The sequence below is a fragment of the Rhodanobacter soli genome, from assembly GCF_039523495.1.
Lineage (GTDB): Bacteria > Pseudomonadota > Gammaproteobacteria > Xanthomonadales > Rhodanobacteraceae > Rhodanobacter > Rhodanobacter soli.
In genome coordinates, this window is sequence record NZ_BAAAFK010000001.1 from 898,289 (window position 1) to 922,783 (window position 24,495).

General features: G+C 66.5%; 26 protein-coding genes. 11 read left to right on the plus strand and 15 right to left on the minus strand.

Annotation, left to right across the window (positions count from 1 at the left end; translation table 11 throughout):
• Positions 1-91: 91 nt before the first annotated feature.
• From ABD024_RS03900 to ABD024_RS03910, 3 genes are all read right to left on the minus strand, one after another.
• Positions 92-415: an H-NS histone family protein gene (locus tag ABD024_RS03900; RefSeq protein ID WP_343849889.1), complete on the minus strand. Its 324-nt coding sequence runs from the start codon at positions 413-415 to the stop codon at positions 92-94.
• A 278-nt stretch (positions 416-693) separates the two neighbouring features.
• Positions 694-2,391 carry a proline--tRNA ligase gene (locus ABD024_RS03905; protein WP_343849891.1) on the minus strand — a complete coding sequence of 566 codons (1,698 nt, stop codon included), beginning with the start codon at positions 2,389-2,391 and terminating at the stop codon, positions 694-696.
• 118 nt (positions 2,392-2,509) lie between these two features.
• Positions 2,510-2,932, minus strand: a complete 423-nt coding sequence (locus ABD024_RS03910; RefSeq protein ID WP_343849893.1) for a DUF4124 domain-containing protein — start codon at positions 2,930-2,932, stop codon at positions 2,510-2,512.
• Between the two features lie 111 nt (positions 2,933-3,043).
• On the opposite strand from ABD024_RS03910, the gene ABD024_RS03915 reads away from it, so the two are divergent.
• The 3 genes from ABD024_RS03915 to rimI are packed head-to-tail and all read left to right on the plus strand — an operon-like array spanning position 3,044 to position 4,799.
• Entirely contained in the window at positions 3,044-3,826 is a 783-nt protein-coding gene (locus ABD024_RS03915; protein ID WP_343849895.1) for a CDP-alcohol phosphatidyltransferase family protein, read from the plus strand.
• Positions 3,823-4,299 (plus strand): hypothetical protein, encoded by a 477-nt coding sequence (locus ABD024_RS03920; RefSeq protein ID WP_343849897.1) that lies wholly within the window; start codon positions 3,823-3,825, stop codon positions 4,297-4,299. The genes ABD024_RS03915 and ABD024_RS03920 overlap by 4 nt, the downstream gene beginning before the upstream one ends.
• A 5-nt stretch (positions 4,300-4,304) precedes the next feature.
• Positions 4,305-4,799, plus strand: coding sequence for a ribosomal protein S18-alanine N-acetyltransferase (rimI, locus tag ABD024_RS03925; RefSeq protein WP_343849899.1), 495 nt, complete (start codon positions 4,305-4,307; stop codon positions 4,797-4,799).
• A gap of 76 nt (positions 4,800-4,875) precedes the next feature.
• Here rimI and ABD024_RS03930 read toward each other — a convergent pair whose 3' ends face one another.
• From ABD024_RS03930 to ABD024_RS03955, 6 genes are all read right to left on the minus strand, one after another.
• The gene (locus ABD024_RS03930; RefSeq protein WP_343849901.1) at positions 4,876-7,731 is read right to left on the minus strand and encodes a valine--tRNA ligase; all 2,856 of its coding nucleotides are present in this window, start codon (positions 7,729-7,731) and stop codon (positions 4,876-4,878) included.
• Positions 7,732-8,134: 403 nt separating this feature from the next.
• Positions 8,135-8,485 (minus strand): DUF3147 family protein, encoded by a 351-nt coding sequence (locus tag ABD024_RS03935; RefSeq protein ID WP_343849903.1) that lies wholly within the window; start codon positions 8,483-8,485, stop codon positions 8,135-8,137.
• Positions 8,486-8,508: 23 nt separating this feature from the next.
• Complete coding sequence (gene hemE / locus ABD024_RS03940) at positions 8,509-9,579, minus strand: uroporphyrinogen decarboxylase (RefSeq protein WP_343849905.1); 1,071 nt, start codon at positions 9,577-9,579, stop codon at positions 8,509-8,511.
• A 5-nt stretch (positions 9,580-9,584) separates the two neighbouring features.
• Positions 9,585-9,845, minus strand: a complete 261-nt coding sequence (locus ABD024_RS03945) for a WGR domain-containing protein (RefSeq protein WP_149363947.1) — start codon at positions 9,843-9,845, stop codon at positions 9,585-9,587.
• Positions 9,846-9,954: 109 nt separating this feature from the next.
• Positions 9,955-11,046: a 3-dehydroquinate synthase gene (gene aroB / locus ABD024_RS03950; protein WP_343849910.1), complete on the minus strand. Its 1,092-nt coding sequence runs from the start codon at positions 11,044-11,046 to the stop codon at positions 9,955-9,957.
• Positions 11,043-11,597 carry a shikimate kinase gene (locus ABD024_RS03955; RefSeq protein ID WP_343849912.1) on the minus strand — a complete coding sequence of 185 codons (555 nt, stop codon included), beginning with the start codon at positions 11,595-11,597 and terminating at the stop codon, positions 11,043-11,045. The genes aroB and ABD024_RS03955 overlap by 4 nt, the downstream gene beginning before the upstream one ends.
• Positions 11,598-11,650: 53 nt before the next feature.
• Here ABD024_RS03955 and ABD024_RS03960 point away from each other — a divergent pair, with 53 nt between their 5' ends.
• The 3 genes from ABD024_RS03960 to ABD024_RS03970 all read left to right on the plus strand — a co-directional run bounded on the left by ABD024_RS03960 (position 11,651) and on the right by ABD024_RS03970 (position 13,166).
• Positions 11,651-12,484, plus strand: coding sequence for an NAD-dependent epimerase/dehydratase family protein (locus ABD024_RS03960; protein WP_343849914.1), 834 nt, complete (start codon positions 11,651-11,653; stop codon positions 12,482-12,484).
• 23 nt (positions 12,485-12,507) lie between these two features.
• Positions 12,508-12,852: a YbjQ family protein gene (locus ABD024_RS03965; protein ID WP_343849916.1), complete on the plus strand. Its 345-nt coding sequence runs from the start codon at positions 12,508-12,510 to the stop codon at positions 12,850-12,852.
• 110 nt (positions 12,853-12,962) lie between these two features.
• A complete protein-coding gene (locus ABD024_RS03970) occupies positions 12,963-13,166 on the plus strand; it encodes a dodecin family protein (RefSeq protein WP_343849918.1) in 204 nt (67 codons plus the stop codon).
• A 57-nt stretch (positions 13,167-13,223) separates the two neighbouring features.
• Here the strand turns inward: ABD024_RS03970 and ABD024_RS03975 are convergent, their stop codons facing one another.
• On the minus strand, positions 13,224-14,054 hold the full coding sequence (locus ABD024_RS03975) for a kinase (RefSeq protein ID WP_343849920.1): 831 nt from the start codon (positions 14,052-14,054) through the stop codon (positions 13,224-13,226).
• A gap of 233 nt (positions 14,055-14,287) precedes the next feature.
• On the opposite strand from ABD024_RS03975, the gene pdxH reads away from it, so the two are divergent.
• Genes pdxH through ABD024_RS03990 form a run of 3 tightly spaced genes read left to right on the plus strand, consistent with a single transcriptional unit; the run spans position 14,288 to position 16,141 of the window.
• A complete protein-coding gene (gene pdxH / locus ABD024_RS03980) occupies positions 14,288-14,875 on the plus strand; it encodes a pyridoxamine 5'-phosphate oxidase (RefSeq protein ID WP_343849922.1) in 588 nt (195 codons plus the stop codon).
• Positions 14,872-15,312, plus strand: a complete 441-nt coding sequence (locus ABD024_RS03985; protein WP_343849924.1) for a secondary thiamine-phosphate synthase enzyme YjbQ — start codon at positions 14,872-14,874, stop codon at positions 15,310-15,312. Before pdxH ends, ABD024_RS03985 begins: the two co-directional genes overlap by 4 nt.
• Before the next feature lie 4 nt (positions 15,313-15,316).
• Positions 15,317-16,141 carry a cobalamin-binding protein gene (locus ABD024_RS03990; protein WP_343849926.1) on the plus strand — a complete coding sequence of 275 codons (825 nt, stop codon included), beginning with the start codon at positions 15,317-15,319 and terminating at the stop codon, positions 16,139-16,141.
• Positions 16,142-16,894: 753 nt separating this feature from the next.
• On the opposite strand, the gene ABD024_RS03995 is transcribed toward ABD024_RS03990, so the two are convergent.
• On the minus strand, positions 16,895-17,470 hold the full coding sequence (locus ABD024_RS03995) for a YggT family protein (RefSeq protein ID WP_343849928.1): 576 nt from the start codon (positions 17,468-17,470) through the stop codon (positions 16,895-16,897).
• A complete protein-coding gene (gene proC / locus ABD024_RS04000) occupies positions 17,467-18,291 on the minus strand; it encodes a pyrroline-5-carboxylate reductase (RefSeq protein WP_343849930.1) in 825 nt (274 codons plus the stop codon). Before proC ends, ABD024_RS03995 begins: the two co-directional genes overlap by 4 nt.
• A gap of 343 nt (positions 18,292-18,634) precedes the next feature.
• Between proC and ABD024_RS04005 the strand changes: the two genes are divergently transcribed.
• Both ABD024_RS04005 and ABD024_RS04010 read left to right on the plus strand, forming a co-directional pair.
• Positions 18,635-19,672: a type IV pilus twitching motility protein PilT gene (locus ABD024_RS04005; protein WP_343849932.1), complete on the plus strand. Its 1,038-nt coding sequence runs from the start codon at positions 18,635-18,637 to the stop codon at positions 19,670-19,672.
• A gap of 110 nt (positions 19,673-19,782) precedes the next feature.
• Positions 19,783-20,952, plus strand: coding sequence for a PilT/PilU family type 4a pilus ATPase (locus ABD024_RS04010; protein WP_343849934.1), 1,170 nt, complete (start codon positions 19,783-19,785; stop codon positions 20,950-20,952).
• A 69-nt stretch (positions 20,953-21,021) separates the two neighbouring features.
• Here ABD024_RS04010 and ABD024_RS04015 read toward each other — a convergent pair whose 3' ends face one another.
• From ABD024_RS04015 to ABD024_RS04025, 3 genes are all read right to left on the minus strand, one after another.
• Complete coding sequence (locus ABD024_RS04015; RefSeq protein WP_343849936.1) at positions 21,022-21,399, minus strand: BON domain-containing protein; 378 nt, start codon at positions 21,397-21,399, stop codon at positions 21,022-21,024.
• Between the two features lie 233 nt (positions 21,400-21,632).
• Positions 21,633-23,414 carry a hypothetical protein gene (locus tag ABD024_RS04020; RefSeq protein WP_343849938.1) on the minus strand — a complete coding sequence of 594 codons (1,782 nt, stop codon included), beginning with the start codon at positions 23,412-23,414 and terminating at the stop codon, positions 21,633-21,635.
• A 121-nt stretch (positions 23,415-23,535) separates the two neighbouring features.
• Positions 23,536-24,462, minus strand: a complete 927-nt coding sequence (locus tag ABD024_RS04025; RefSeq protein ID WP_343849940.1) for an aspartate carbamoyltransferase catalytic subunit — start codon at positions 24,460-24,462, stop codon at positions 23,536-23,538.
• Positions 24,463-24,495: the final 33 nt, after the last annotated feature.

Consider the following 24,495-nt stretch of genomic DNA (forward strand, 5'->3'; position numbering starts at 1 on the left):
GCCCGCTCAAGCGAATTTGGCATTACCTTGGAATCAACATGAAAACGCCGGCACAAGGCCGGCGTTTTCATTGCAGCCGTGGAACGGGCGATCAGATCGCCAGATCCTTTTCCTTCTTGCCGGCTTTCAACGCATCGTTGAACCAGTGCGGACGCTTGCCGCGGCCGGACCAGGTTTGTGCGGGATTGGCCGGGTTGCGGTATTTCGGCGCGACGGTACCGGTGGTGCGCTTGGCCTTGCCGCGCACGCTGCCGAAGATGTCCTCGAAGGAATAGCCCTCGGCCTTGATCAACGCATGCACTTTTTCACGCAGCTTGACCACCTTTTCCTTGCGCAATTCGTTCTGGCGAACCTGTGCCTTGCTGATCAGGTCATTGAGCTGGTTGTGATTGAGGTTCTTGATATCGACGGCCATGATGGACTCCCGGGTGAGTATCGACAATCAGAGGGTCTGGCTATGGTCTGGCCATTATTGGGACAAAGCCGGACGCACTGGCATCTGTTGCAGAGCTGATTCTCGCTGATTTCCAGAATCCTTGTAAAGCGCAATGCACCGTGTGAAATGTATATTCACATTGAGATTGATTAATAATGTGACCGATTTTGAATTAACCAAGTTCGCCGATCTCGTCATGGCAAATGAAAAACGGCCGCACCGGGCGGCCGTTTCGGTTAATGCGGCGACTGACCGGGTCAGTCAAGCAAGGCAAACAATTCGTCTTCGCCGAGTGGCCGGCTTTCGCTGTCTTCGCGGGCGCGATATTCCAAGGTGCCCGCGGCCAGCCCGCGTTCGCTGACCACGACGCGGTGCGGAATGCCGATCAGTTCCATGTCGGCGAACATGCTGCCGGCACGTACGCCGCGATCGTCCAGCAAGGCCTCGATGCCGCGCTGGCCCAGCGCCTGGTACAGCGCCTCGGCCGCCGCACTGACGGCGGGCGAGTGCTTCGGATTGATCACGCACACCACCACCCGCCACGGTGCCATCGCTTCCGGCCAGAGGATGCCGGCTTCGTCGTGACGCTGCTCGATGGCGGCGGCGACGATGCGACTGACGCCGATGCCGTAGCAGCCCATGGTCATCACCTGCGGCTTGCCGGTTTCGTCCACCACGGTGGCGTCGAGCGCCTCGGCGTACTTGGTGCCCAGCTGGAACACGTGGCCGACCTCGATGCCGCGGGCGAGGTGCAGCACGCCGTTGCCGTCGGGGGAAAGGTCGCCCTCGACCACGTTGCGCAGGTCGGCAATGCGGGTGATGCGCGCATCACGGTCCCAGTTCGCGCCGGTGCAGTGCGTGCGATCGACGTTGCCGCCGCAGACGAAGTCGGCGAGCACCGCAGCGTCGCGGTCGACGATCACCGGGATCGACGCCGGCAGGCCGACCGGGCCGATGAAGCCGGGACGCGTGCCGGTGGCGGCGAGGATTTCCTCTTCGCTGGCGAGCACCGATTCGTCCGGCAGTTCGGCCAGCTTGCCGGCTTTGACCGCGTTGATCTCGTGGTCGCCGCGCAGGCACAGCGCGACCAGGCCGTCGCGACCACGTACCAGCAGGGTCTTCACGCACTGCTGCGGGCTGACCTGGAGGAAGCTGGCGATGTCGTCGATGGTCCTTTGGGTGGGCGTGTCGACCCGCTGCAAGGCGGCAGCAGGGGCAGGGCGTCCGGCGGCCGGCGCCAGCGCCTCGGCCTTTTCGATATTCGCGGCGTAATCGGAGCCGTCGGAAAACACGATGGCATCCTCACCGGAATCGGCCAGCACCTGGAATTCGTGGCTGGCATTGCCGCCAATGGCGCCGGTATCGGCCTGCACGGCGCGGAAGGTCAGGCCGAGCCGGGTGAAAATGCGCGAATAAGCCTGGTACATCACCGCGTAGGTCTCGGCCAGCGATTCCTGGGTCAGGTGAAATGAATAAGCGTCCTTCATCAGGAATTCGCGTGCACGCATCACGCCGAAGCGCGGGCGGATCTCGTCACGGAACTTGGTCTGGATCTGGTAGAAGTTGACTGGCAGCTGCTTGTAGCTTTTCAGCTCGTTGCGGGCAAAGTCGGTAACCACTTCTTCATGGGTCGGGCCATAGCAGAATTCCTGGCCCTTGCGATCCTTGATTTTCAGCAGCTGGCCACCGAATTTCTCCCAGCGGCCGGTTTCTTCCCACAGTTCCTTCGGCTGCACCGACGGCATCAGCATTTCGATCGCCCCGGCGCGGTCCATTTCCTCGCGCACGATGTTTTCCACCTTGCGCAGCACGCGCAGGCCCAGCGGGCTCCAGGTGTACAGGCCGGAGGCCAGCTTGCGGATCATGCCGGCGCGCAGCATCAGCCGATGGCTGGCGATTTCGGCGTCGGCAGGGACTTCCTTGACGGTGGCCAGGTGGAATTGGCTGAGGCGCATGCGGGCGGTTCCGGCGTGAATGAAGACGCCCATTGTAGCGGGCTGCCGTCACCGTCGCAGACCATGCTGCGGCACCGGCCGACCCGATGCCGCCGGGTGCTGCAGCATGGGTGATGACTTAGCGGGCCTGCAGGCAGAACTGATCGTATTGCGCCTGCGCCGAGGCGATCTGCTGCTTGCGCTGGGCGTCGTCGAGCGCGACGGTCTTGCCGTCCTGCTGCATCACCACCGGACCGCCGCCCTGCAGTGCGGTGAGGTTGGACTTCAGCGATGCGCACATCTTGCTGCGGTTTTCCGGCGTGTCGGCCACCGGTTTGGCGGGCTCGGCCGGGGCTTCCCTGCTTTCCGCCGCTTCGCTGGACGCCGGTGCGGCCAGCGGTTCCACCGTGCCGGTGGTGGTCACCTTCTCATACTTCGTGCCCTGTGCCGGCGGCGCTTCCGAGTAGTGCACGGTGCCGCTGGTGTCCGTCCATTTGTAGACCTGGGCAACAGCCAGCGGGGCCAGCAACAGCAGCGCCACGGCAATCAGCGAACGATGCATGGTGTTCTCCATGTTTGCGTGAAATATCAGGTTCACCTTGTTATCACTCCGGCGTGCCGGACTCAAGCAGCCGATGGTTTACACTGCGCGCATCCTGTCACGGATTGATTCATGAGCGAGCCATTGCCTGTCCGTCCGCCCCGTCATCGGGGGATCTACCTGCTGCCGAACCTGTTCACCACGGGGGCGATGTTTGCGGGTTTCTACGCGATCATCGCCAGCATCGGCGGCCGCTACACCGAGGCGGCGGTGGCGGTATTCATCGCGGCGGTGCTGGACGGCATGGACGGTCGGGTGGCACGGATGACCGGCACCCAGACTGAGTTCGGCGTGCAATACGACTCGCTGTCCGACCTGGTCAGTTTCGGGCTGGCGCCGGCGCTGGTGATGTATACGTGGTCGTTGTCGACGCTGCGCGATTTCGGCCCGCTGTGGGGCAAGCTGGGCTGGGCCGCCGCGTTTATCTACGCCGCCTGCGCCGCGTTGCGGTTGGCGCGCTTCAATACCCAGGTCGGCGTGGCCGACAAGCGTTATTTCCAGGGGCTGGCCAGCCCGGCTGCGGCGGCGGTGTGCATGTCGTTCGTGTGGAGCGTGGACAAGTTCGGCCTGGCCGGCAGCGATTTCTGCTTCATCACGCCGGTGATCGCGATCGTGGTCGGTCTGCTGATGGTCAGCCGTTTCCGCTATTTCAGTTTCAAGTCGCTGCCGATGGGCGATCGCCAACGGGTGCCGTTCGTGTGGATGGTGGTCGCGGTGCTGCTGCTGGCCTTGCTGATCCTGGACACGCCGCGCGTGCTGTTCGCCGGCTTCACGCTTTATCTGTTGTCCGGCCCGGTATGGACCATCTGGAGCCTGGCCACGCATCGGCGCCGGGCACGGCGCAGCGCGGCATGAGCGCCCTGCCGCGCCAGCGCGTCAGCGCCGACCGTCGCGCCCGCGTATTGCGTGCGCTGGGCGTGACGCCATGGCAACGGCGTGTGGCGCCTGCCGTTGTTGCGGCGGCCGCGTCGGAGATGGCGGCCAACGTCGCCTGCGTGGTGGTGTTGCCGCAGGATTGCGGCACGCGCGAACTCGACCTGGTCGGCCGTGCGCTAAATGCGTGCGGCGCCGCCCTGGCGCGCGCCGCACGAGTCACGGTGAGCGGCGGCCAGCTGGCCGCGGACGTGCCCGAGGCGCGAGCCTACCTGGTGTTCGGCGAAGCGCAGGCGCACGCGCTGGGTCGCGCGCTGCCGGCGGCGGTGATGCATCAGGCGCAGATCGTGCTGGCCGATGAGCCGGCGCTGGTGCTGAGCAGTGCCGGGGCCAAGCGACGGCTGTGGAACGCGCTGCGCAGTGTGCGCCGCGCGCTGGCCGTTGCGGATAGCTAAACGCCATGGTCGCCGTGATCAAGCCGGTGATCCAGGTGCGCGGCATGCGGGCCGAAGACCTGGATACGGTCAGCGCGCTGGAGAATGCCTCCTATGAATTCCCCTGGTCGGCGGGCATCTTCAGTGATTGCGTGAAGGCCGGGCACCCGTGCTGGGTGCTGTGCGTGGACGAGGCGATCGCCGGCTACGGCATCCTGTCGATGGGCGCCGGCGAAGCGCACGTGCTGAACTTGTGTATCGGACCGGACTGGCGCGGCCGCGGCCTGGGCCGGCACCTGCTGGGTCGCCTGCTCGACATCGCACGCTGGAACGGCGCCGAGCGGGTATTCCTCGAGGTGCGCCCGTCGAACCCGCTGGCGAAGACGCTGTACGAGTCGGTGGGGTTCCATGAGATCGGCCGCCGGCCGCGTTATTACCCGGCGCGCCATGGGCGCGAGGATGCGATCGTCATGGTGCTCGAGATTGCCGGCGATATGGCCGGGGGCCATATCGCGAAATAGGCGAGGGTGCTTTTGTCTGAAGCGCAAGGGGCGCAGTAGATCCCCTCGCCCAGCCTCTCTTCCAAGGGGGCGGCGCTTATCCGTTCAATTTCGCCGCCTGCTCGCGCAATGCGCCCAGCGTGGTATTCCAGTCGGCGATGCGCTGGCGCTCCTGGGTGACCACGTCGGCGGGTGCGTTGGCGACGAAGCTGGCATTGCCAAGCTTGCCTTCGCACCTTCTGATCTCGACTTCGATGCGGCCGATTTCCTTGGCCAGACGCGTCTTTTCGGCGCCGAGGTCGATCAGCCCGGCGAGCGGGATCAGCACGCGCAGCGTGCCGACCATGGCCGCGGCCGCGGCCGGCTCGTCGGCGCTGCTGTCGATCCACTGCGGCGCTTCGGTGCGGGCGAGGAAGGCGATCTGGGCGGCGAACTTCGCCACGCGGGCGCGATCGTTGGCATCACCATCGGCGAGCAGCAGCGGGATGGCCTTGGCGGGGGAGATGTTCATCTCGGAACGGATCTTGCGGACGCCGCTGAGCACGTTCTTGAACCACTCGATCTCGGCCGTCGCCGCGTCATCGGCAACGATGTCTTCGGCGCGCGGCCAAGGTCGCTGCATCAGGCTGTCTTCGGTCAGGCCAAGCTTCGGTGCCACCGACTGCCAGATTTCCTCGGTGATGAACGGAATCACCGGATGCAGCGCGCGCAGCACGCTTTCCAGCACGACCAGCAAGGTGTGCCGGGTCGATGCGGCAGCGACGGCGTCCTCACCGTTCAACGCCGGCCCTTCGGCCTTGCTCAGGGCAGGCTTGGCCAGTTCGAGGAACCAGTCGCACAGTTCGTTCCAGGTGAACTCGTACAGCGCCTGCGCGAGGTGATCGAAGCGATAGCTGGTGAAGTGCTGTTCGACGTCGCCCAGCGTCTGCTTGAGGCGGGTGAGGATCCAGCGCTCGGCCTCGGTCACTGGCGCGCCAGCGGGTGCAGCGATCTCGCCCTCCGGCAGATTCATCAACACGAATCGCGCCGCGTTCCACAGCTTGTTGCAGAACGCCTTGTAGCCTTCGGCGCGCTTGATGTCGAAGTTGATCGTACGGCTGTAGCTGGCCAGCGCGGCGAAGGTGAAGCGCAGCGCGTCGGTGCCGATCGCGGGGATGCCGTCGGGGTAATCCTTGCGGATGCGCTTCTCGACCTTGGCACGCACCTGCGGGATCAGCAGCGACTTGGTGGATTTCGCCACCAGCGGTTCCAGCGCGATGCCGTCGATCAGGTCCAGCGGGTCGAGCGTGTTGCCCTTGGACTTGGACATCTTCTGGCCTTCCGCATCACGCACGATGGCGTTGATGTAGACCTCGCGGAACGGGATCCGACCGGTGAAGTACTTGGTCGCCATCACCATGCGGGCGACCCAGAAGAAGATGATGTCGAAGCCGGTGACCAGCACCGCGCTGGGCAGGAAAATTTTGTCCTGCTCCCAGTTCGCGACGATCTCGCCGCGCTCGTTCTTCACCGGTCCGTTGGCGGGCCAGCCCAGCGTGGAGAAGGGCCACAACGCCGAACTGAACCAGGTATCGAGTACATCGTCGTCCTGGCGCAGCGTGCCGACCGGTTGGGTAGTGGCGTTGGCGCGCGCGTCGGCTTCGTCCTCGCCCACGAAGATGTTGCCGTTCTCGTCGTACCACGCCGGGATGCGATGGCCCCACCACAGCTGGCGGCTGATGCACCAGTCCTGGATGTTGTCCAGCCACTGGGTGTACGTGTTCGCCCAGTTCTCCGGCACGAACTTGATCTCGCCCGAACGCACCGCGTCCAGTGCCGGCTGGGTGATTGCCTCGCGCCCGCCCGGACGTCCGTCCTTCTGGACGTCCGAGGTCAGGTCGACGAACCACTGATCGGTCAGCATTGGCTCGATTACCGCATCCGAACGCTGGCTCACCGGCACCTGCAGCTTGTGCGGCTTGGTCTCGACCAGCAGATCGGCAGCGTCGAGCTCGGCGAGGATGAGTTTGCGCGCGTCGTAGCGGTCCATGCCGCGATATTTTTCCGGTGCGTTGTCGTTGACCTTCGCATCCAGCGTGAAGATGGTGATGGGAGCCAGCTTGTGGCGTTGCCCGATGGCGTAGTCGTTGAAATCGTGTGCCGGGGTGATCTTCACGCAACCGGTACCGAAATCACGGTCCACGTAGTCGTCTGCGATGACCGGGATCTGCCGGCCGGTCAGCGGCAGGGTCAGCATCTTGCCAACGAGGTGCGAGTAGCGCTCATCCTCCGGATGCACGGCCACGGCGACGTCGCCCAGCATCGTTTCCGGCCGGGTCGTGGCAACCACCAGGCTGTCATCGCTGCCGGTGACGGTATAGCGGATCGACCACATGTGGCCGTCGCGCTCGACGTTGTTCACTTCCAGATCGGACACCGCGGTACCCAGCACCGGGTCCCAGTTCACCAGCCGGTTGCCGCGATAGATCAGCCCCGCGCGATACCAGTCGATGAACACCTTGCGCACTGCGGCCGACAGACCTTCGTCCATGGTGAAGCGCTCGCGCGACCAGTCGGCGGCGGCACCGATGCGGCGCATCTGGTTGGTGATGGTGGAGCCGGACTCCTCCTTCCACTTCCACACCCGCTCGATAAATGCATCGCGGCCCAGGTCGTGCCGGCTCTTCTCCTCGACCGCGAGCTGGTTCTCCACGATCTTCTGCGTGGCGATGCCCGCATGGTCGGTACCGACCTGCCACAGCGTGTTCATGCCGCGCATGCGCTGGTAGCGCACCAGCATGTCCATCACCGTCTGCTGGAACGCATGCCCCATGTGCAGCGTGCCGGTGACGTTCGGCGGCGGCAGCAGGATGCAGTACGGCTCGCCCTTGCCCGACGGCTGGAACGCGCCGCTGGCTTCCCAGCGCTCGTACCACTTCGACTCGATCTGGGCGGGCTCGAAACTCTTTTCCATGGGGACTCGCGATGGCGCGCCGTCGGCGCGCGCGGTGGTTGGGGCGTGAAGGGGGAATTGTACGGGGCGGGGCCGCGTGGCCCAAGCGGCACGCGGCCTGCCGCACGGAAAGCCCCGTTCGCCGCGCAAAAAGACCCGATCGCGGGGCTTGGGTGTGCCAGGCGCCGCTCTTTTCGAGCCACGCTCGGGTCGAGCAGTCCCGGGCGTGGGTCTTTTTGCACGACGCGTGGGTCAGATAGTCCCGAGTGCGGGACTTTTTCGCTCGCGTTCGGGACTCCAGGGAGCCATGCGCGGGTCCTTCTGGCCGAAGCGTGGGTCCTTTGGGTCGGCGGCCGGGTCTTTTTGTTCCACGGTCGGGGCGCCGCGGGTGGATCGTGCGGTCATCCGCCTGCCGTGGTTCGGGCTAGAGCAGCTCGATGCCGAACCGCCGCACCAGCAGTGCAAACAGCCAGAAGCACGCCACGGTGATTACCACGCAAGCCAGCAAGGTCGGCCAGAAGCCGAGGCGCGGCAGCAGCAGGGGAAAGGCCAGGAACATCGGCAGCGTCGGCACCACGTACCAGAACGTGTACCAGGCATGGTTGGCGATCTTCACCTGCGGCTGGCGCTCGACGTATAGCCAGATCAGCGCCAGCACGGTGACCAGCGGCAGCGCGGCGAGCAGGCCGCCGAGGCGGTCGCTGCGTTTGGCGACTTCGGAGACGAGCACGACGACGGCTGCGGTGATCAGGTACTTGGTGACGAGCCATCCCATCGGTCGACTCCCTGGAACATTGCTCAGTTGCCGCGCAGGATGCGCCCGTAGGCGTGCACTTCGTCCACCAGCACTTTCACGTGTTCCGGATTCACTTCCGGGGTGATGCCGTGGCCGAGGTTGAAGACGTGGCCGGGGTGGTTGGCGTAGCTGTCCAGCACGGCGCGGGCCTCGCGGCGGATCACCTCGGGGCTGGCACGCATCACGGCGGGATCGAGGTTGCCTTGCAGCGCAACCTTGCCGGCGACGGCGCGGCGGGCGTCAGCCAGGTCCATGGTCCAGTCGACGCCGAGGGCGGCGCAGCCGGTGTCGGCCATCTCGGCCAGGTGCGCGCCGGCACCCTTGGAGAACAGGATCACCGGCAGTTCGCGCGCGTGGGTGTCGGCCTTCAGTGCGGCGACGATCTGCGCCATGTAGCGCAGCGAGAATTCGCGGAACGGGGCAGGGCCGAGCAGGCCGCCCCAGGTGTCGAAGATCATCAGCGCCTGGGCGCCGGCGGTGGCCTGGGCGATCAGGTAGGCGGCGACGGACTGCGCCAGCGTGTCGAGCAACTGGTGGGCGAGTTTCGGCTCGTTCCAGCACATCGTCTTCAAGGTGGCGAAGTCGCGTGAACCGGCGCCCTCGACCATGTAGCAGGCCAGCGTCCACGGACTGCCGGCGAAGCCGATCAGCGGCACGCGGCCGTGCAGTTCCTGACGGATCAGCCGCACGGCGTCCATCACGTAGCGCAGCTCGCCGTCCATGTCGGGCACGGCGAGTTTCGCGACGTCGGCGGCATTGCGCACGGGGCGCGCGAACTGCGGGCCTTCGCCGTGGGCGAACGACAGGCCCAGGCCCATCGCGTCGGGGATAGTGAGGATGTCGGAGAACAGGATCGCGGCGTCAAGCTCGAAGCGCTCGAGCGGCTGCAGGGTGACTTCGCAGGCGAACTCGGGATTCTGCGCCAGGCCCATGAAGCTGCCGGCGCGCGCGCGGGTGGCGCGGTATTCGGGCAGGTAGCGGCCGGCCTGGCGCATCACCCAGACCGGCGTGGTGTCGGTGGGTTCGCGGCGCAGTGCGCGCAGGAAGCGGTCGTTCTTCAACACGTCAGTCATTTCAGTCAACGTCCGTACGGGCCTTCCAGCCCTTGGGCAAACATCAGGCGAAAGCCGCGCTTGAGCTGAGCGTCGCGCGCTTTTTCGAAGGCGGCAACGGCCTCGTCGCGCTCCAGGAACTGCTCGCGCTTCATCGTGGCGCGGCCGCCCTGGGTACCGGATTCGCGGTACAGCGTCCAGCCGCCGAGCAGGTCCTGCTCCAGCGTGATCTGGACGTAGCGGGGTGCCTCGGTACTGCCGGGCACGGTTTGCAGATAGAGGCGCATGGGTTCCAGGGATGCAGCACGAACGGGCGCGTAGCCGGACGACACAGTTTATAGGATTTGCGCAGGTACACCCGCGGCCCGGCCCGGCCACGTCGTCACACCCGGCCGTTCATCCCGCAGCCTGCAGCACGGCCAGCACGCCGGCCTCGTCCACGTCGGCGACGATCTCGGCGCGGCCGATGCCGCGCCAGAGGATCAGCCGCAGCGTGCCGGCGGTGTTCTTCTTGTCCAGCCGCATCAGCGCCAGCAGCTGCTGCGCGTCCATGCCGGGCGGGATCGCCACGGGCAGGCCGAGGGTTTCCAGCAGGCGCTGCAGGCGCGCGGTGGCGGCCGGTTCGCTCATGCCGAGGCGCTCGGACAGCCGCGCGGCGAGCAGCATGCCGATCGCCACGCCTTCGCCATGCAGCAATGTGGTGTAGTGGCCGGCGGTCTCCAGCGCATGGCCGAACGTGTGGCCGAAGTTGAGCAGGGCGCGTTCGCCCTGCTCGGTTTCGTCGCGGGCAACCACGCCGGCCTTGTACCGAACCTTGCGCGCGATCGCCTCCAGTACGGTGGCGGGGTCGCGCACGGCGAGCGCGTCGGCGTGCTGTTCCAGCCAGGCGAAGAACGGCTCATCGCCGATCGCCGCGCCCTTGATCACCTCGGCCAGGCCGGCGCGGTATTCGCGCTCGGGCAGGGTGGCCAGGGTGTCGATGTCGGCGAGCACCGCGCGCGGCTGATGGAAGGCGCCGGCGAGGTTCTTGCCGACCGGCAGGTTGACCCCGGTCTTGCCGCCGACCGAAGAGTCGACCATCGCCAGCAAGGTGGTCGGCATCTGGATGAAGTCGATGCCGCGCATCCAGCACGCCGCGCTGAAACCGGCCAGGTCGCCGACCACGCCGCCGCCCAACGCGATCACGCAGGCGTCGCGGGTGGCGCCGAGCTGGCCCAGCGCTTCCAGTGCGCGGCCGACGTTGGCAAACGTCTTGTGTGCCTCGCCGTCGTCGAGCAGGAACGACGACCAGTGCAGCCCGGCCAACCCCGTCTCGATGCGCGGCAGGTACAGCGGCGCCACCGTGGTGTTGCTGACCACCAGCGCATGCCGGCCACGCAGCATCGCGCGCCAGCGCGCGTGATCGCCGAGCAGGCCGGCGCCGATCCAGACCGGATAGCTGCGCTGGCCGAGGGCAACGGTAATCGTCTGGATTGCGGGGTGGTTCATGCGGTCTGCCTGGGCGATGCGTCGGGGCGCTGCCAATGATGGTCGATCAGCGCGATGCAGCGTTCGCTGGCGGCGGCGACGCTGCCGTGTTCGCCGGGCACCGCAAGATCGGCGAGTTCGCGGTAGATCGGCTCGCGCACCTGTGCCATCGACTGCAGCCGTTCGTGGCGGTTGGGCACCGCCAGCAGCGGGCGTCGCTGGTCGCGTTCCAGCCGCTCCAGTTGCTGTTCGATCGTGGTCTGCAGCCATACCACGTAACCGCGTTCGCGCAAATGCTGGCGGTTGTGCGGCGCGAGCACCACGCCGGCGCCGGTGGCCAGCAGCACGCCGGGGCGGCGGCTGCATTCGTCCAACAGCGCGCTTTCGCGCTGGCGGAAACCGGCCTCGCCCTCGATCTCGAACACCGTGTTCACGTCCACGCCGCAATGACGCTCGATCTCCTGGTCGAGATCGACGAACGTCAGGCCATAATGCGCGGCAAGCCGTCGCCCGATCGAGGTCTTGCCGGCACCGGTGGGGCCGATGAGAAACAGGTTGTGCGACGGGTTCATGGGCAGATGCTAACAGGGCAGATGAACCTGGGCAGATCGACAGGAGGGTGGTGGTGAGCGAACGTATCCTGCTGGCCGGATGCGGCGATCTTGGCGAACGCGTGGCACAACGCCTGCACGCGCGCGGCGACGAGGTATGGGCGCTGCGGCGCCAGCCGCCGGCACGCGGCGGGCACGGCGTCCATTGGCTGCGCGGCGACCTGACCGATCCGGCCAGCCTGCACGAGCTGCCGGCCGGAATCACCCGGCTGGTCTACCTGCCGGCCCCGGCGACGCGCGACAAGGCGGCGTACCGCGCGATCTTCGTGGATGGCCTGCGCCACCTGCTCGACGCGCTCGATCGCCGCAAGCTGGCACGGGTGCTGTTCGTCTCGTCCAGCGCCGTGTACGGCGAGCACGACGGCGACTGGGTCGACGAGGCCACCCCGACCGGCCCGCCGGGATTCAACGGCGCGGTGCTGCTCGAGGCCGAGCAGTGGCTGGCGGAGCAATCGCTGCCGTCGACCGTGCTGCGGCTGGCCGGCTTGTACGGGCCGGGCCGGTTGCAGTTGATCGAACGCCTGCGGGCGGGGCAGTTGCGCGTGCCGCGCGAGACACCGCACTGGGCCAACCGGATCCACGTCGACGATGCCGCGGCGGCGGTCGCGCATCTGCTGCAGCTGAAGTCGCCGCAACCGCTGTACCTCGGCGTGGACGACACGCCGATGCCGCTCGACGAGCTGTACGATTTCCTGGCCGCCCTGATCGATGCGCCTTTGCCGGCCGAGGGCGCGGCGCCGGCCGGTGTGGGCAGCAAGCGGCTGCGCAATGCGCGGCTGCGCGCCAGCGGCTGGGCACCGCGATGGCTGGACGCGCGCGAAGGCTATGCCGCGCTGCTCGACGGCTGAACCATCCACCACGGAGAACCGCCATGACCAACAGCGTTCCGCAGCACCAGGTCAGCACCGCCAACGAGATTCCCGGCTGCCGCATCGTGCGTTCGTTCGGCATCGTGCGCGGCATCACCGTGCGTTCGCGCAGCGTGGTCGGCAATCTCGGCGCGGCGCTGCAGACCATCGTTGGCGGCAACATCTCGATCTACACCGAGCTGTGCGAGAAGGCGCGCGAGGAGGCGTTCGAACTGATGCTGCGGCACGCCGCCGCGATGGGTGCGAACGGCGTGGTGGCGATGCGTTACGACGCGAACGAAGTGGCCCAGGGCGTCACCGAAGTGTTGGCTTACGGCACGGCCGTGCAGGTCGAAGCGTCAACGTGAGGTGATTTTGCGGTGCGGCTTGTCCTTGCGCACGGCAGCGGGTCAGACTCGGACTTCAGGCGGGGGAAACGCAGCGTGCCGTTTGCACGATTCCACCGGAGAATATCGCCATGTCGGTAGCCAAGGTCATCGAGATCAATGCGTCGTCCAGCAAGAGCGTGGAAGATGCCGTGCAGCACGGATTGAAGAAGGCGGGGGAGTCGGTGAAGAACATCAAGGGCGCCTGGGTCAACGAGATCAAGGTCGTCACCAAGGACGACGGCACCATCACCGAGTGGCGCGTCAACCTGAAGATCAATTTCGTCGTCGACTGATCGACCAAGGTCGGAGAGCAGGATCGGGGTGGCGCCATGCTTCCCCGTTCCCCCGCTTCAGCCGTGGCTGAGCCCGGTCACGTGACGGTCGTCGTCATACTCCACGCAGGTGTCGGCCAGGGCCGGCAAGGTGGCCAGCGCGTGCCGGCTGAGCCGTTCGAAATGCGCCAGGAACCGCCCCATCGCGGTAGCGTCCATTGCCAGCGGAGCATGCCGCGCCAGCAGATCCTGTTCCTGCTCGCCGCGCCAGCGGCGCACGATCTCCCAGCTCGGCGCCTGCAGCACGATCAGCGCATCGAACTTGCGCCATAGCGGCTGATAGCCGCGCAACTGCTTGTTGACCCAGTGGCGCCAACTGCCGTCGGGGTCTTCAGTGCGCTCCAGTTCGTTGACCGGTCTGGCCAGCGCGACCTGCAACTGCGGCCGGATGCCCAGCGCCCAACCTTCCACGATCACCAGTCGCGGCGGGCGCGTGGTACGCGGCCAGCGCGACGGCGGGAAGCGGGTATCGCGGCCCTTGTCAAAGCGCGGGTGCGACACCGGCAGCTTGTCCGAGGCGTGCGGCAGGGCGGCCAGCACCGACATCATCAACTCGATCTCGTGCGTGCCCGGCACGCCGCGGGTGCGCAGCAGCGGGTGCACGTCGCGCGCCAGCGCCTCGCGGTCGCTGCGGGCGTAGTAGAAGTCGTCCAGCGCGAGCACCTCGGTGGGCCAGCCGCGCGCTTCGGCCTGTGCCTTCATCACCCGCGCCAGAGTGCTCTTGCCGCTGCCCTGCAGGCCGGACAGGCCGAGGATGTACGGGCGGCGCGAGCGGGCGATGCGCCCGGCGTACTGGTCGAGCAGGTGGCCGGCGAGGGCCTCGTTCTGCAGGTCGGCGTGGGACGTCATCCGCGGGACACCATGGTTCCAGGAGGGATTTCCGCCACCGGCAGGCAGCGGTGGCGGAGCATTCCGCAAACGGGCGTGTCGCTGCCGCCTTCACATTCCATGAGGGAAAATGGGGTCGCCATCCGGGGCGCCGTGGTACTGGATGAAGGGGGCATTGCACTATTATCGGTCAGGTTCATCCGCGCCATGATGGCGCGTGTCGGCCACGATGCAAAAGGAAAGTTTCAGACATCATGCTCAAATCCGAGATTCTCGACACCTTCCTGCGCCTGCTGGACGAAGCCAAGGCCAGTGGCGACCGCGAGCCGACGGCGATGAACCTGGCCACCGTGGACGGTTCCGGCCGGGTCGCCTCGCGCATCGTGCTGCTCAAGGGCGCCGACGAGCGCGGCTTCCGCTTCCACACCAATTACCAGAGCGACAAGGGCAGCCAGCTCGAAGCGCATCCGCAGGTGGCGTTGTGTTTCCACTGGAAGCAGCTGCGCGAGGGCGTGCAGGTGCGCGTGGAAGGTGCGGCGCGCAAGCTGCAGGCGGAGGAGTCGGACGCCTACTTCGCCAGCCGCCCGCGTGGCAGCCAGATCGGCGCGTGGGCCTCGCTGCAGTCGCAGACCCTGCCGGATCGCGACGCGTTCGAGCAGCGCGTGGCGCGCTACGAGCAGCAGTTCGAAGGCCGCGAGGTGACCCGGCCGCCGCACTGGGGCGGCTTCGTGGTCGAGCCGGACATGCTGGAGTTCTGGTACGGCGCCGAGTTCCGTCTGCACGAACGGGTGCGCTGGGATCGCCACGGCCAGACCTGGACCAGCCGGATGCTGTACCCATGACCCGCGCGCTGCCCGCGGAGCATGTGGCGCAGGGTGGCTTTGCCGTGCACACACGCGGCCGCGGTTTCAGCGAGATCACCGCACAGGTCGGCGACGCGGTGGCGGCCAGCCACGTGCAGACGGGCATCGCACAGGTGTTCACCGCGCATACCAGCTGTTCGCTGCTGATCAGCGAGAACGCGGACCCCGCCGTGCGCAACGATCTGGAGCGCTGGTTCGCGCGTGCCGTGCCGGATGGCGATGCAATCTTCCAGCACGATGCGGAGGGCCCGGACGACATGCCGGCGCACGTCCGTTCGATCCTTACCGGGGTCAGCCTCAGCGTGCCGGTACACGGCGGCAAGCTGATGCTGGGTACCTGGCAGGGCATCTATCTGTGGGAACACCGCATCGATCCGCACCAGCGCAAGGTCGTGGTGACCGTGCTGGGGAATTGAGCGCATGCATCACGCCGCAGCGGATTCCGGCTTGCCGGACCACTTCCCGCAACGCATCGTCTGCCTCACCGAGGAGCCGACCGAGGTGCTGTACGCGCTCGGCGAGGAGCGCCGCATCGTCGGCATTTCCGGCTTCACCGTGCGACCGCCGCGCGCACGCAAGGAGAAGCCGAAGGTCTCCGCGTTCACCAGCGCGAAGATCGGCGAGATCCTGAAACTGGAACCGGACCTGGCGATCGGCTTTTCCGACATCCAGGCCGACATCGCCCGCGAGCTGATCAAGGCCGGCGTCGAGGTGTGGATCAGCAACCACCGCAGCGTCGACGGCATCCTCGCCTACATCCGCCGGCTCGGCGCGATGATCGGCGCGCACGAAAAAGCCGAAGCCTACGCGCAGCGCGCCGAGCGGCATATCGCCGATATCCGCGCCGCCGTCGCCAAGCTGCCACGGCGGCCGAAGGTGTATTTCGAGGAGTGGGACGAGCCGATCATCACCGGCATCCGCTGGGTCGCCGAGATCATCGGCATCGCCGGCGGCGACGACTGCTTCCCCGAACTCGCCCGCGAACCGCTGGCGAAGCAGCGCATCCTGCCGAACGGCGACGAAGTGGTGCGGCGCGCACCGGACATCATCCTGGGCTCATGGTGCGGCAAGCGTTTTCGCCCTGAGAAAGTGGTGGCACGGCCGGGCTGGGACACTATCCCCGCCGTGCGTCACGGCGACCTGTACGAGATCAAGTCGCCGATCATCCTGCAGCCGGGGCCGGCGGCGTTGTTCGACGGGCTGGACGAGATCCATCGAATCATCGCGGAGTGGGCGCTGCGCTGAGCTTTCCGGCTTCCTCGCCGTCGTAGGAGCGCACCTTGTGCGCGATGCTCTTGCTCCATTCAAAGCCAAGAGCTTCAGGGCCAAGAGCTTTCGTGCGCCGTTGGCGCCCGAGTTACTTTCTCTTTGTGTGACCAAAGAGAAAGTAACCAAAGAGAAAGGCCACCCCGCTTGGCGCTTGCCGGGCATCGTGCCCGGCAAGTCCGTGAGCCGGGGCCGGGCTTTTCGAGCGGGCTCCTGCCCGCGCGAAAAGGAACCGACATCCCTGTCGGTTCCCGCTGCGCGGCCTGTCGACCCCGACTCACCGCCGCGCAAGGGACCCCGGGTAGAGCAGCGGGCCATCCTGGCCCGCACTCGGTGATGAAGCTGAAAAGCAACAGCCACAGCAAAGCGGCGCTTTACTATGGCTTCGCTCCTGCTCCTGATCTAGCTCTTCTGAAGAGTGCGCGCAGGATGCGCGCTGCTCTACCCGGGTCCCCTCTGAAGCGGCGGGCGGGTGGAGGAAAAGCCCGCAGGGTGGTTCGCATGGATGCGAGCCAGTTTGGCGTCAGGGCAGGATGCCCTGTCGACAAACCCCGTAACGCGACCGCGGACCTTGCGGGCAGGATGCCCGCAAGGCGCGTAAGCGGGGTGTCGTTTTCTCTTGGTTACTTCTCTTTTGGACAAGCAAAAGAGAAGTAACTCGGCCTCCGCAGGAGGGCGAAAGCCCTTGCTCCAAATAAGCAGCGGTTGTGGCCGCTATTGGCAAGAGAAAACTCAGCCAGCCATAGCCAGTTGGGCACCGAGGTCGAGCAGTGGTGCGGCGATCAGCAGGCGGGCGAGCAGCAGCACGAGCATCACCACCATCGGGGCGAAGTCGATCTGGCCGGCGATCAGCTTGCCGTGCAGCGGGCGTAGCAGCGGGGCGACGATGCTGCCGGCCAGTTGCAGCAGCGGTTGGCGGCGGTCCACCGAGAACATGCTCAGCAGTGACCAGCCGAAAATCAGGACCAGGTAGAACAGCAGCACGAAATCGAGCAGTTCGGCCAGCGACAGCACGACCAGTCCGAGCGGGTGCGGCATCACGCCGAGCATGGCGAACAGCAGCAGGCGCTTGACCAGCATGGCCAGCCACGCCAGCAGCAAGGCGGCCAGGTTGATCCGGTGCCAGTTCGGCAGCACGCGGCGGATCGGTGCCAGCGCCGGGTTGGTATAGCGGTAGACGAACTGGCTCAGCGGATTGTGGAAGTCCGCGCGGCAGGCCTCGGCGGCCACGCGCAGCAGCAGCAGGACGACGACGGCGTCGAACGCCAGATCGAGCAGCAGGGCCAGTGCATTCAGCAGATAGCTCACGGCAGTTTGTCCAGTTCGGCGGCGAGTTCCACGCCACGCCGGGTAGCGGCGGCGACGGCGCGGGCGACGATATGCGGCAGGCCGTCGGCGCTGAAGCTTTCCAGCGCGGCCTGGGTGGTGCCATGCGGCGAGGTGACGCGCCGGCGCAGCACGGCGGGGTCTTCGCCGCCGTCGGCCAGCATGCGACCGGCACCCAGGCAGGTCTGTGCGGCGAGCGCGCGTGCGGTGTCGCGGGGCAGGCCTTGCGTCACGGCGGCGGCTTCCAGTGCTTCGACCATGGCGAAGAAATACGCCGGGCCGGAACCGGACAGTGCGGTGACGGTGTCCATCAGCGCTTCGTCGTCGATCCAGCGGGTGATCCCGGCGGCGTCGAGGATGTGTTGTGCCTGCGCCTTCTGCGCCGGGCTGACCCGGCTGTTCGCGCACAGGCCGGTGGCGCCGGCGCCGATCAGCGCCGGTGTGTTCGGCATGCAGCGCACGATCGGCAGGGTGGTTCCGAACCAGCGTTCCAGCTGATCCAGCCGCACGCCGGCCGCGATCGAGATCAGCAACGGCCGGTTGCGCTGCAGAACGTCGCGCAGTTCAGTATGGATCGCCGGCATCACCTGCGGCTTGACCGCCAGCACGATGACTTCGGCTTCCGCCACGGCCAGCCGGTTCTCGGCATAGCAGGCAATGCCGAACTCGCGGCCGAGCGTCTGGCGCGATTCGGCCAGTGGCTCGGCCACGCTGAGCGTGGCTGGCGCCACGCCGGTTTTCAGCAGGCCGCCGATCAGGCTGCGCGCCATGTTGCCGCCGCCGATGAAGGCAAGTCGTGTCATGCGGGTTCCTCGGATTCGTTCAGACCGCGTACCTTACCCGAGCCGGCACGGCCGCGAAGACTTTTGCCCCCGACGTCGCTGCGTCAGGTCGGGCAAGCTTTTTTCGACAGGGTGCGCAAACCGGACGAACAGTTTGCGCCAAGCTACTGGAAAGACTGGCCGCCCAGCCGCTTGCGCGAGTAGTATCGACGCGGCTACAGGGGGATTCGGGTAGTTCATCAGGCGGTTCCGTGGCGCCAGCTCCATGCGCTGCGGTGCACCACGCCTGCGGACAGCATCCGGTCCTTGCGACATGGCACACGAATTCATGCCATCCAGACGATCGGTTGAGGGGAAACGACAGATGGACATTGCCGAACTGCTTGCTTTCTCGGTGAAGAACAAGGCCTCGGACTTGCACTTGTCCGCCGGATTGCCGCCGATGATCCGCGTTGACGGTGACGTTCGCCGGATCAACATTCCCGCGCTCGAGCACAAGCAGGTGCATTCGCTGATCTACGACATCATGTCGGACAAGCAGCGGCGCGATTACGAAGAGTTCTACGAAACCGACTTCTCGTTCGAGATTCCCGGGCTGGCGCGTTTCCGCGTCAACGCGTTCAACCAGAATCGCGGCGCCGGCGCGGTGTTCCGCACCATTCCGTCCGAGGTGCTGACGCTGGAAGACCTCGGCGCGCCGCGCATCTTCAAGGAACTGATCGAGCAGCCGCAGGGCCTGATCCTGGTGACCGGCCCGACCGGCTCGGGCAAGTCGACCACGCTGGCGGCGATGGTCGACCACATCAACAAGAACGAATACGGGCACATGCTCACGATCGAGGACCCGATCGAGTTCGTGCACACCTCGCAGAAGTGCCTGGTCAACCAGCGCGAGATCCACCGCGACACGCTGGGCTTCAACGAGGCACTGCGTTCGGCGCTGCGCGAGGATCCGGACTACATCCTGGTCGGCGAGTTGCGCGACCTGGAAACCATCCGCCTCGCGCTGACCGCGGCGGAAACCGGCCACCTGGTGTTCGCCACCGTGCATACCAGCTCGGCGGCGAAGACGATCGACCGCATCATCGACGTGTTCCCCGCCGGAGAGAAGCCGATGGTGCGCTCGATGCTGTCCGAATCGCTGCGCGCGGTGGTTTCGCAGTCTCTGCTGAAGAAGGTCGGCGGCGGGCGCATCGCGGCGCACGAGATCATGGTCGGCATTCCGGCGATCCGCAACCTGATCCGCGAGGACAAGGTGGCGCAGATGTATTCGTCGATCCAGACCGGTACGCAGTTCGGCATGCAGACACTGGACCAGTGCCTGCAGGATCTGGTCAAGCGCGGCCTGGTGACGCGCCAGCAGGCGTCCGCCTATGCCAAGAACAAGGACAGTTTCAAGTGAGACCGGGATTCGGGAATCCGGAGTCGGGATTGGCGAGCGCCAAGGCCCAGACTCCGGTGTCAGCGTTGACGAATCCCCAATTCCGAATCCCAAATCCCTGAGGTACCGCCATGAGCGACTTTGATTTCACCTCATTCCTGAAACTGATGGTGCACAAGAAGGCCTCCGACCTGTTCATCACGGCGGGCGTCGCCCCTTCGATGAAAGTGCAGGGCCGGATCGTGCCGATCACGCAGAGCCCGCTCAGCGTGCAGCAGTCGCGCGACATGGTGCTCAACGTGATGACGCCGGGTCAGCGCGAGGAATTCGAGAAGACCCACGAGTGCCAGTTCGCGATCTCCGCGCAGGGTGTCGGCCGCTTCCGCGTGTCGTGCTTCTACCAGCGCAACTGCGTCGGCATGGTGCTGCGCCGGATCGAGTCGAAGATCCCCACGATCGAGGAACTGACCCTGCCGCCGGTGATCAAGCAGCTGGCGATGACCAAGCGCGGCATCATCATCTTTGTGGGCGGTACCGGTACCGGCAAGTCCACCTCGCTGGCCTCGATGATCGGCTACCGCAACGCGAACTCGACCGGCCACATCATCACCATCGAGGACCCGATCGAGTACGTGCACAAGCACGAGGGCTGCATCATCACCCAGCGCGAGCTGGGCATCGACACCGACAGCTGGGACAACGCGCTGAAGAACACTCTGCGCCAGGCGCCGGACGTGATCATGATCGGCGAGGTGCGCACGCGCGAGACGATGGAGCACGCGATCAACTTCTCCGAGACCGGCCACCTGTGCCTGTGCACGCTGCATGCGAACAACGCGAACCAGGCGATGGACCGCATCCTGCACTTCTTCCCGGAAGATCGCCGCCAGCAACTGCTGATGGATCTGTCGCTGAACCTGAAGGGCATCGTGGCGCAGATGCTGATCCCCACCCCCGATGGCAAGGCGCGTCGGGTGGCGGTGGAAGTCTTGCTGGGCACGCCACTGGTACAGGACTACATCCGCCAGGGCGAGATCCACAAGCTGAAGGAAGTGATGAAGGAATCCACCCTGCTCGGCATGAAGACCTTCGATCAGAGCCTGGTCGAGCTGTACCACGCCGGCGAGATCAGCTACGAGGACGCGCTGCGCCACGCCGACAGCTCCAACGAGGTGCGCCTGCGCATCAAGCTGGCGCAGGGCGGCGACGCACACACCTTGTCGCAGGGCCTGGACGGCGTCGAGCTGGAAGAGACCCGCGACGCGCAGAACCTTGGTGGCGCCAACTTTCTCAATCGTTGAAGAGTTCCTGTCGCGACAAACAAAAAGGCGCCCGCGGGCGCCTTTTTGTTTGCCCGGCGTCCTCCGGGCCTACTTATCCGCCGGCGGTGTGCCGCTGACCGTCAGGGCGCTGCTGTCGACGCTCTTCACGCCCTTGACGCTCTGGGCCAGGCGTTCGGCACGGGCCTTCTCGGCTTGCGTGGCGACCGTGCCGCTCAAAGTGACCACCCCATCGCTGGTCGACACGGAAATGTCGGTGGCCGAGACGCCCTTGGTGGTGCCGAATTCGGATTTCACCTTGGTGGTGATCCAGGCATCGGCTGCCTTGTCCGGCACGGTCTGGTTCTCGGACGACTGCTGCATCCGGGCGCCGGCGTCCTGAGCCATAACCTGGCCGAACGGGATGGCCGCGAAGGCGAGCATCAAGGTGGTGGCGTACAAGCTGTTGCGGATCGTGGAATGGCGCATGGCGATCTCCTTTGGGGAATGAAGACGTCTGCAGGGAGGCAAGCGAGGCGTCGATCGCCATGGCAACAGCCACGTCGTGAATGTCGCGTGGCGGTGACCGATGCCGATTCAGCGGGGGATTACGGATGCGAAGAGCGGGTCACAGCGATGTTGGAATCGCGTTGTGTACCGTGCGTGGCGCATGAAAAAGCCGGGACGCCGCAGCGCCCCGGCTTTTCGTCGAGCGTTGACGCCTACTTCAGCACGGTCTGGCTGGTGATCACCATGCCGCCGTTGTCGACGTGCATCTCCGCATCGATGCTGTCCACGCGTTCGGCCTGGGACTTCATCGCGGCGAACTGGGCCTTGGAACGGGCCAGGTCGGCGGCGGCTTCGGTCGCATCGTCGCTGTCGTCGATCGACGGTTCGTCGCTTTTGCCGATCGTCGCGGTGGCGGCGGCCAGGCTGTCGATCTTCTGTTCCATCAGTTGCAGCCAGCTCAAGTACATCGCGCCGCTGATGTGCATGCGGCCCATTTGGCCGGCGTCGCCGACCGCGTCCTTCAAGGTGTCGCCGAGGCGGGCATCCGCGCCGGCACCGACGCCGAGCGCGAGCGCCTTCTCGCCCATGGCAACCCACGCCGGCTGACCCAGCATGCTGACCATGTCCTTCGGCAGCGGCAACGGCTTGCCGTCACGGGCGGGCTTCAGCTGGGCCAGTGCCGGCACCATCATCTGGCCCATCGCGAGCAGGCCTTCGGGATTGTTGGTACCCAGCACGAGACGCCCGCTGAATGTGGGCAGGCCGGCGTCCTTGCCCGGCGCCAGCGAGTCCAGCGCGATGCGCACGCCAAGCATGTCGCCGAACGGCGGGATCGCCGCCTTCTGCATGGCCGGGCCGAGCTTGGCGAAGCTGTCGTTGAGATCGGTCAGCGACGGGCAGCTGAACGGCTTGGCGGCCACGGCGTCGGCCTGGGCCAGCCAGAACGTGCGCATGTTGGAAACCGGCAGCGCCACGCTGACGTCGAACGGCGCGGTGCCGGCGCTGCCCAGGCCGGGCAGCGCTACCTTGAGGCCGGCAAACGCCTTGCTGATGTCATCGGCCAGCGCCACGTCGAAACGCGCGTCCTGGTGCTTCGCGTCCAGTTTGGTGTAGCCGAAGCTCACTGCCGGCATGCGCGCGGCGATGCGCGCGGCATCGGTGCTGCAACTCGGCGAAGTCTGCAACTGGGTGGCGACCGGCTCGCCGGTCTTGGCCGCGATGGCCTCGGCATGCGCTTTCTGGATCGCGCTGACCAGCGGGTCCTTGCCGCTGACCGCCAGCGGCAGCGCGCGGGTCAGGTCCAGCTCGCCGATCAGCCACTTCTGGTAGCCCTTGGCCTTGGCCAGCGTGGCAAGGCGGCCGTCGTCCTGCAGGCTTTTCTGCGGCCGGTCCAGGCCCAGCGCCTGGCGCAGCATGGCCGGCGAGGCGTCCGCCGGCAACAGCGCGGCCACCGCCTGCTTGTTGACCGTGGCCAGCACCACCTCGGTGCCGGAGGCGGGGAACGCATACTTGCGGTAACTCTGCTTGTCCACGTTGGCGGCGTCGAGCTTCTTGCCGTAGGCGGTTTCCAGCCGGCCGACGAAGCCCTCGAACGCGCCCGGATCGCTCAGCTCGAAGCGCAGCACCGGGGCCAGGCCCAGGCCGTAGAACGCGGAATAACCCTTGAGGTTCAGGCCGGCGCCCTGGGCGAAGGCCTCGATCGTCTTGCCGTTGAATTCGGTGCGCAGCGCACGCAGCAGGCGGGCGCCCTCGGGATCCTTCCTGGCCAGCCGCTCGGCGGTGGCGTCGAGTTGGGCCAGCTGGGACGGCAGCTGCGCATCGGCCTGGGCGAGCAGGGCGCCACGGGTGGCGTCGTCCATGATGTCGAGGTTGGCCACCACGTACGGCGTGTCCGCCGGCACGAAAGCCAGGGGTGCATCCTTGTCCTTGTGTCCGCAGGCCGCCAGCATGACGCCGGCGAAGCCCAGCGCGATGTACCGCGTCGTCGATCGCATGTTGATCCCCAGTGTGGTGAATGGTGCGCCGGTCATTATGCCCGCTTGCACAGGGCGGCGCAGTGGCGCGGCGCGGGCATTCTGCTGCGCGCCATGGCGGCCGGGCGAAGAGGTCGATGCCTCAGCGGGCCAGCACTTCGCTCAGCACGGCCATGCGCACGAACACGCCGTTGCCGACCTGTTCGAGGATGCGCGACTGCGCGCCGTCGGCCACGTCCGAGGCGATCTCGATGCCACGGTTGATCGGGCCCGGGTGCATCACCAGGCAGCCCGGGGCAGCCAGGGCCAGTCGCCGGCGGTCCAGCCCGTAGTGGGCGAAATACGCCGCCTCGTCCGGCAGCTCGATACTGGCCATGCGCTCTTTCTGCAGGCGCAGCATGATCACTGCGTCGACGCCGTCGATGGCCTGGTCGAAATTGTCGAAGCGGCGGCCCTGCGGCACCTCGTCCGCCGACGGCATCAGTTCGGCCGGCCCGCACAGGCGGATTTCCTTCAGCCCCAGCGCGGTGAACGCGCTGATGTCCGAACGGGCCACCCGCGAGTGCTTGATGTCGCCGCAGATGAGTACGCTGAGGTTCTCGAGATCCGGTCGGTGCTGGCGGATCGTCAGCGCGTCCAGCAGGCCCTGGGTGGGATGCGCGTGGTTGCCGTCGCCGGCGTTGATCACCGAGACACCGCTCATCGCGTGGCGCACCAGCTTGTCCGGCGTGCCCGATTGCTTGTGGCGCACGATGATGGCGTCCAGGTGCATCGCTTCGAGCGTGTGCAGGGTGTCGAACAGCTCCTCGCCCTTGCTGGTGGAGGACAGCCCGATGTCGAAGTTGATCACGTCGGCGCCCAGTCGCCGCGCGGCCAGCTCGAACGAGGTGCGCGTGCGCGTGGACGGCTCGAAGAACAGGTTCAGCACGGTGCGTCCGGCCAGCACGTCGAGCTTGCGGGTGCCGTGCGCGCAGGCGTCGCGCAAGGACTCGGCGCGATCGAGCAAACGCTCGATCGTCTCGCGCGGCAGGTTTTCCAGGGTGGTCAGGTGGCGCAGGCGAGGGCTCATGGCGGCGGGTCTGGAGGTGGGAAGGGGGAGAGT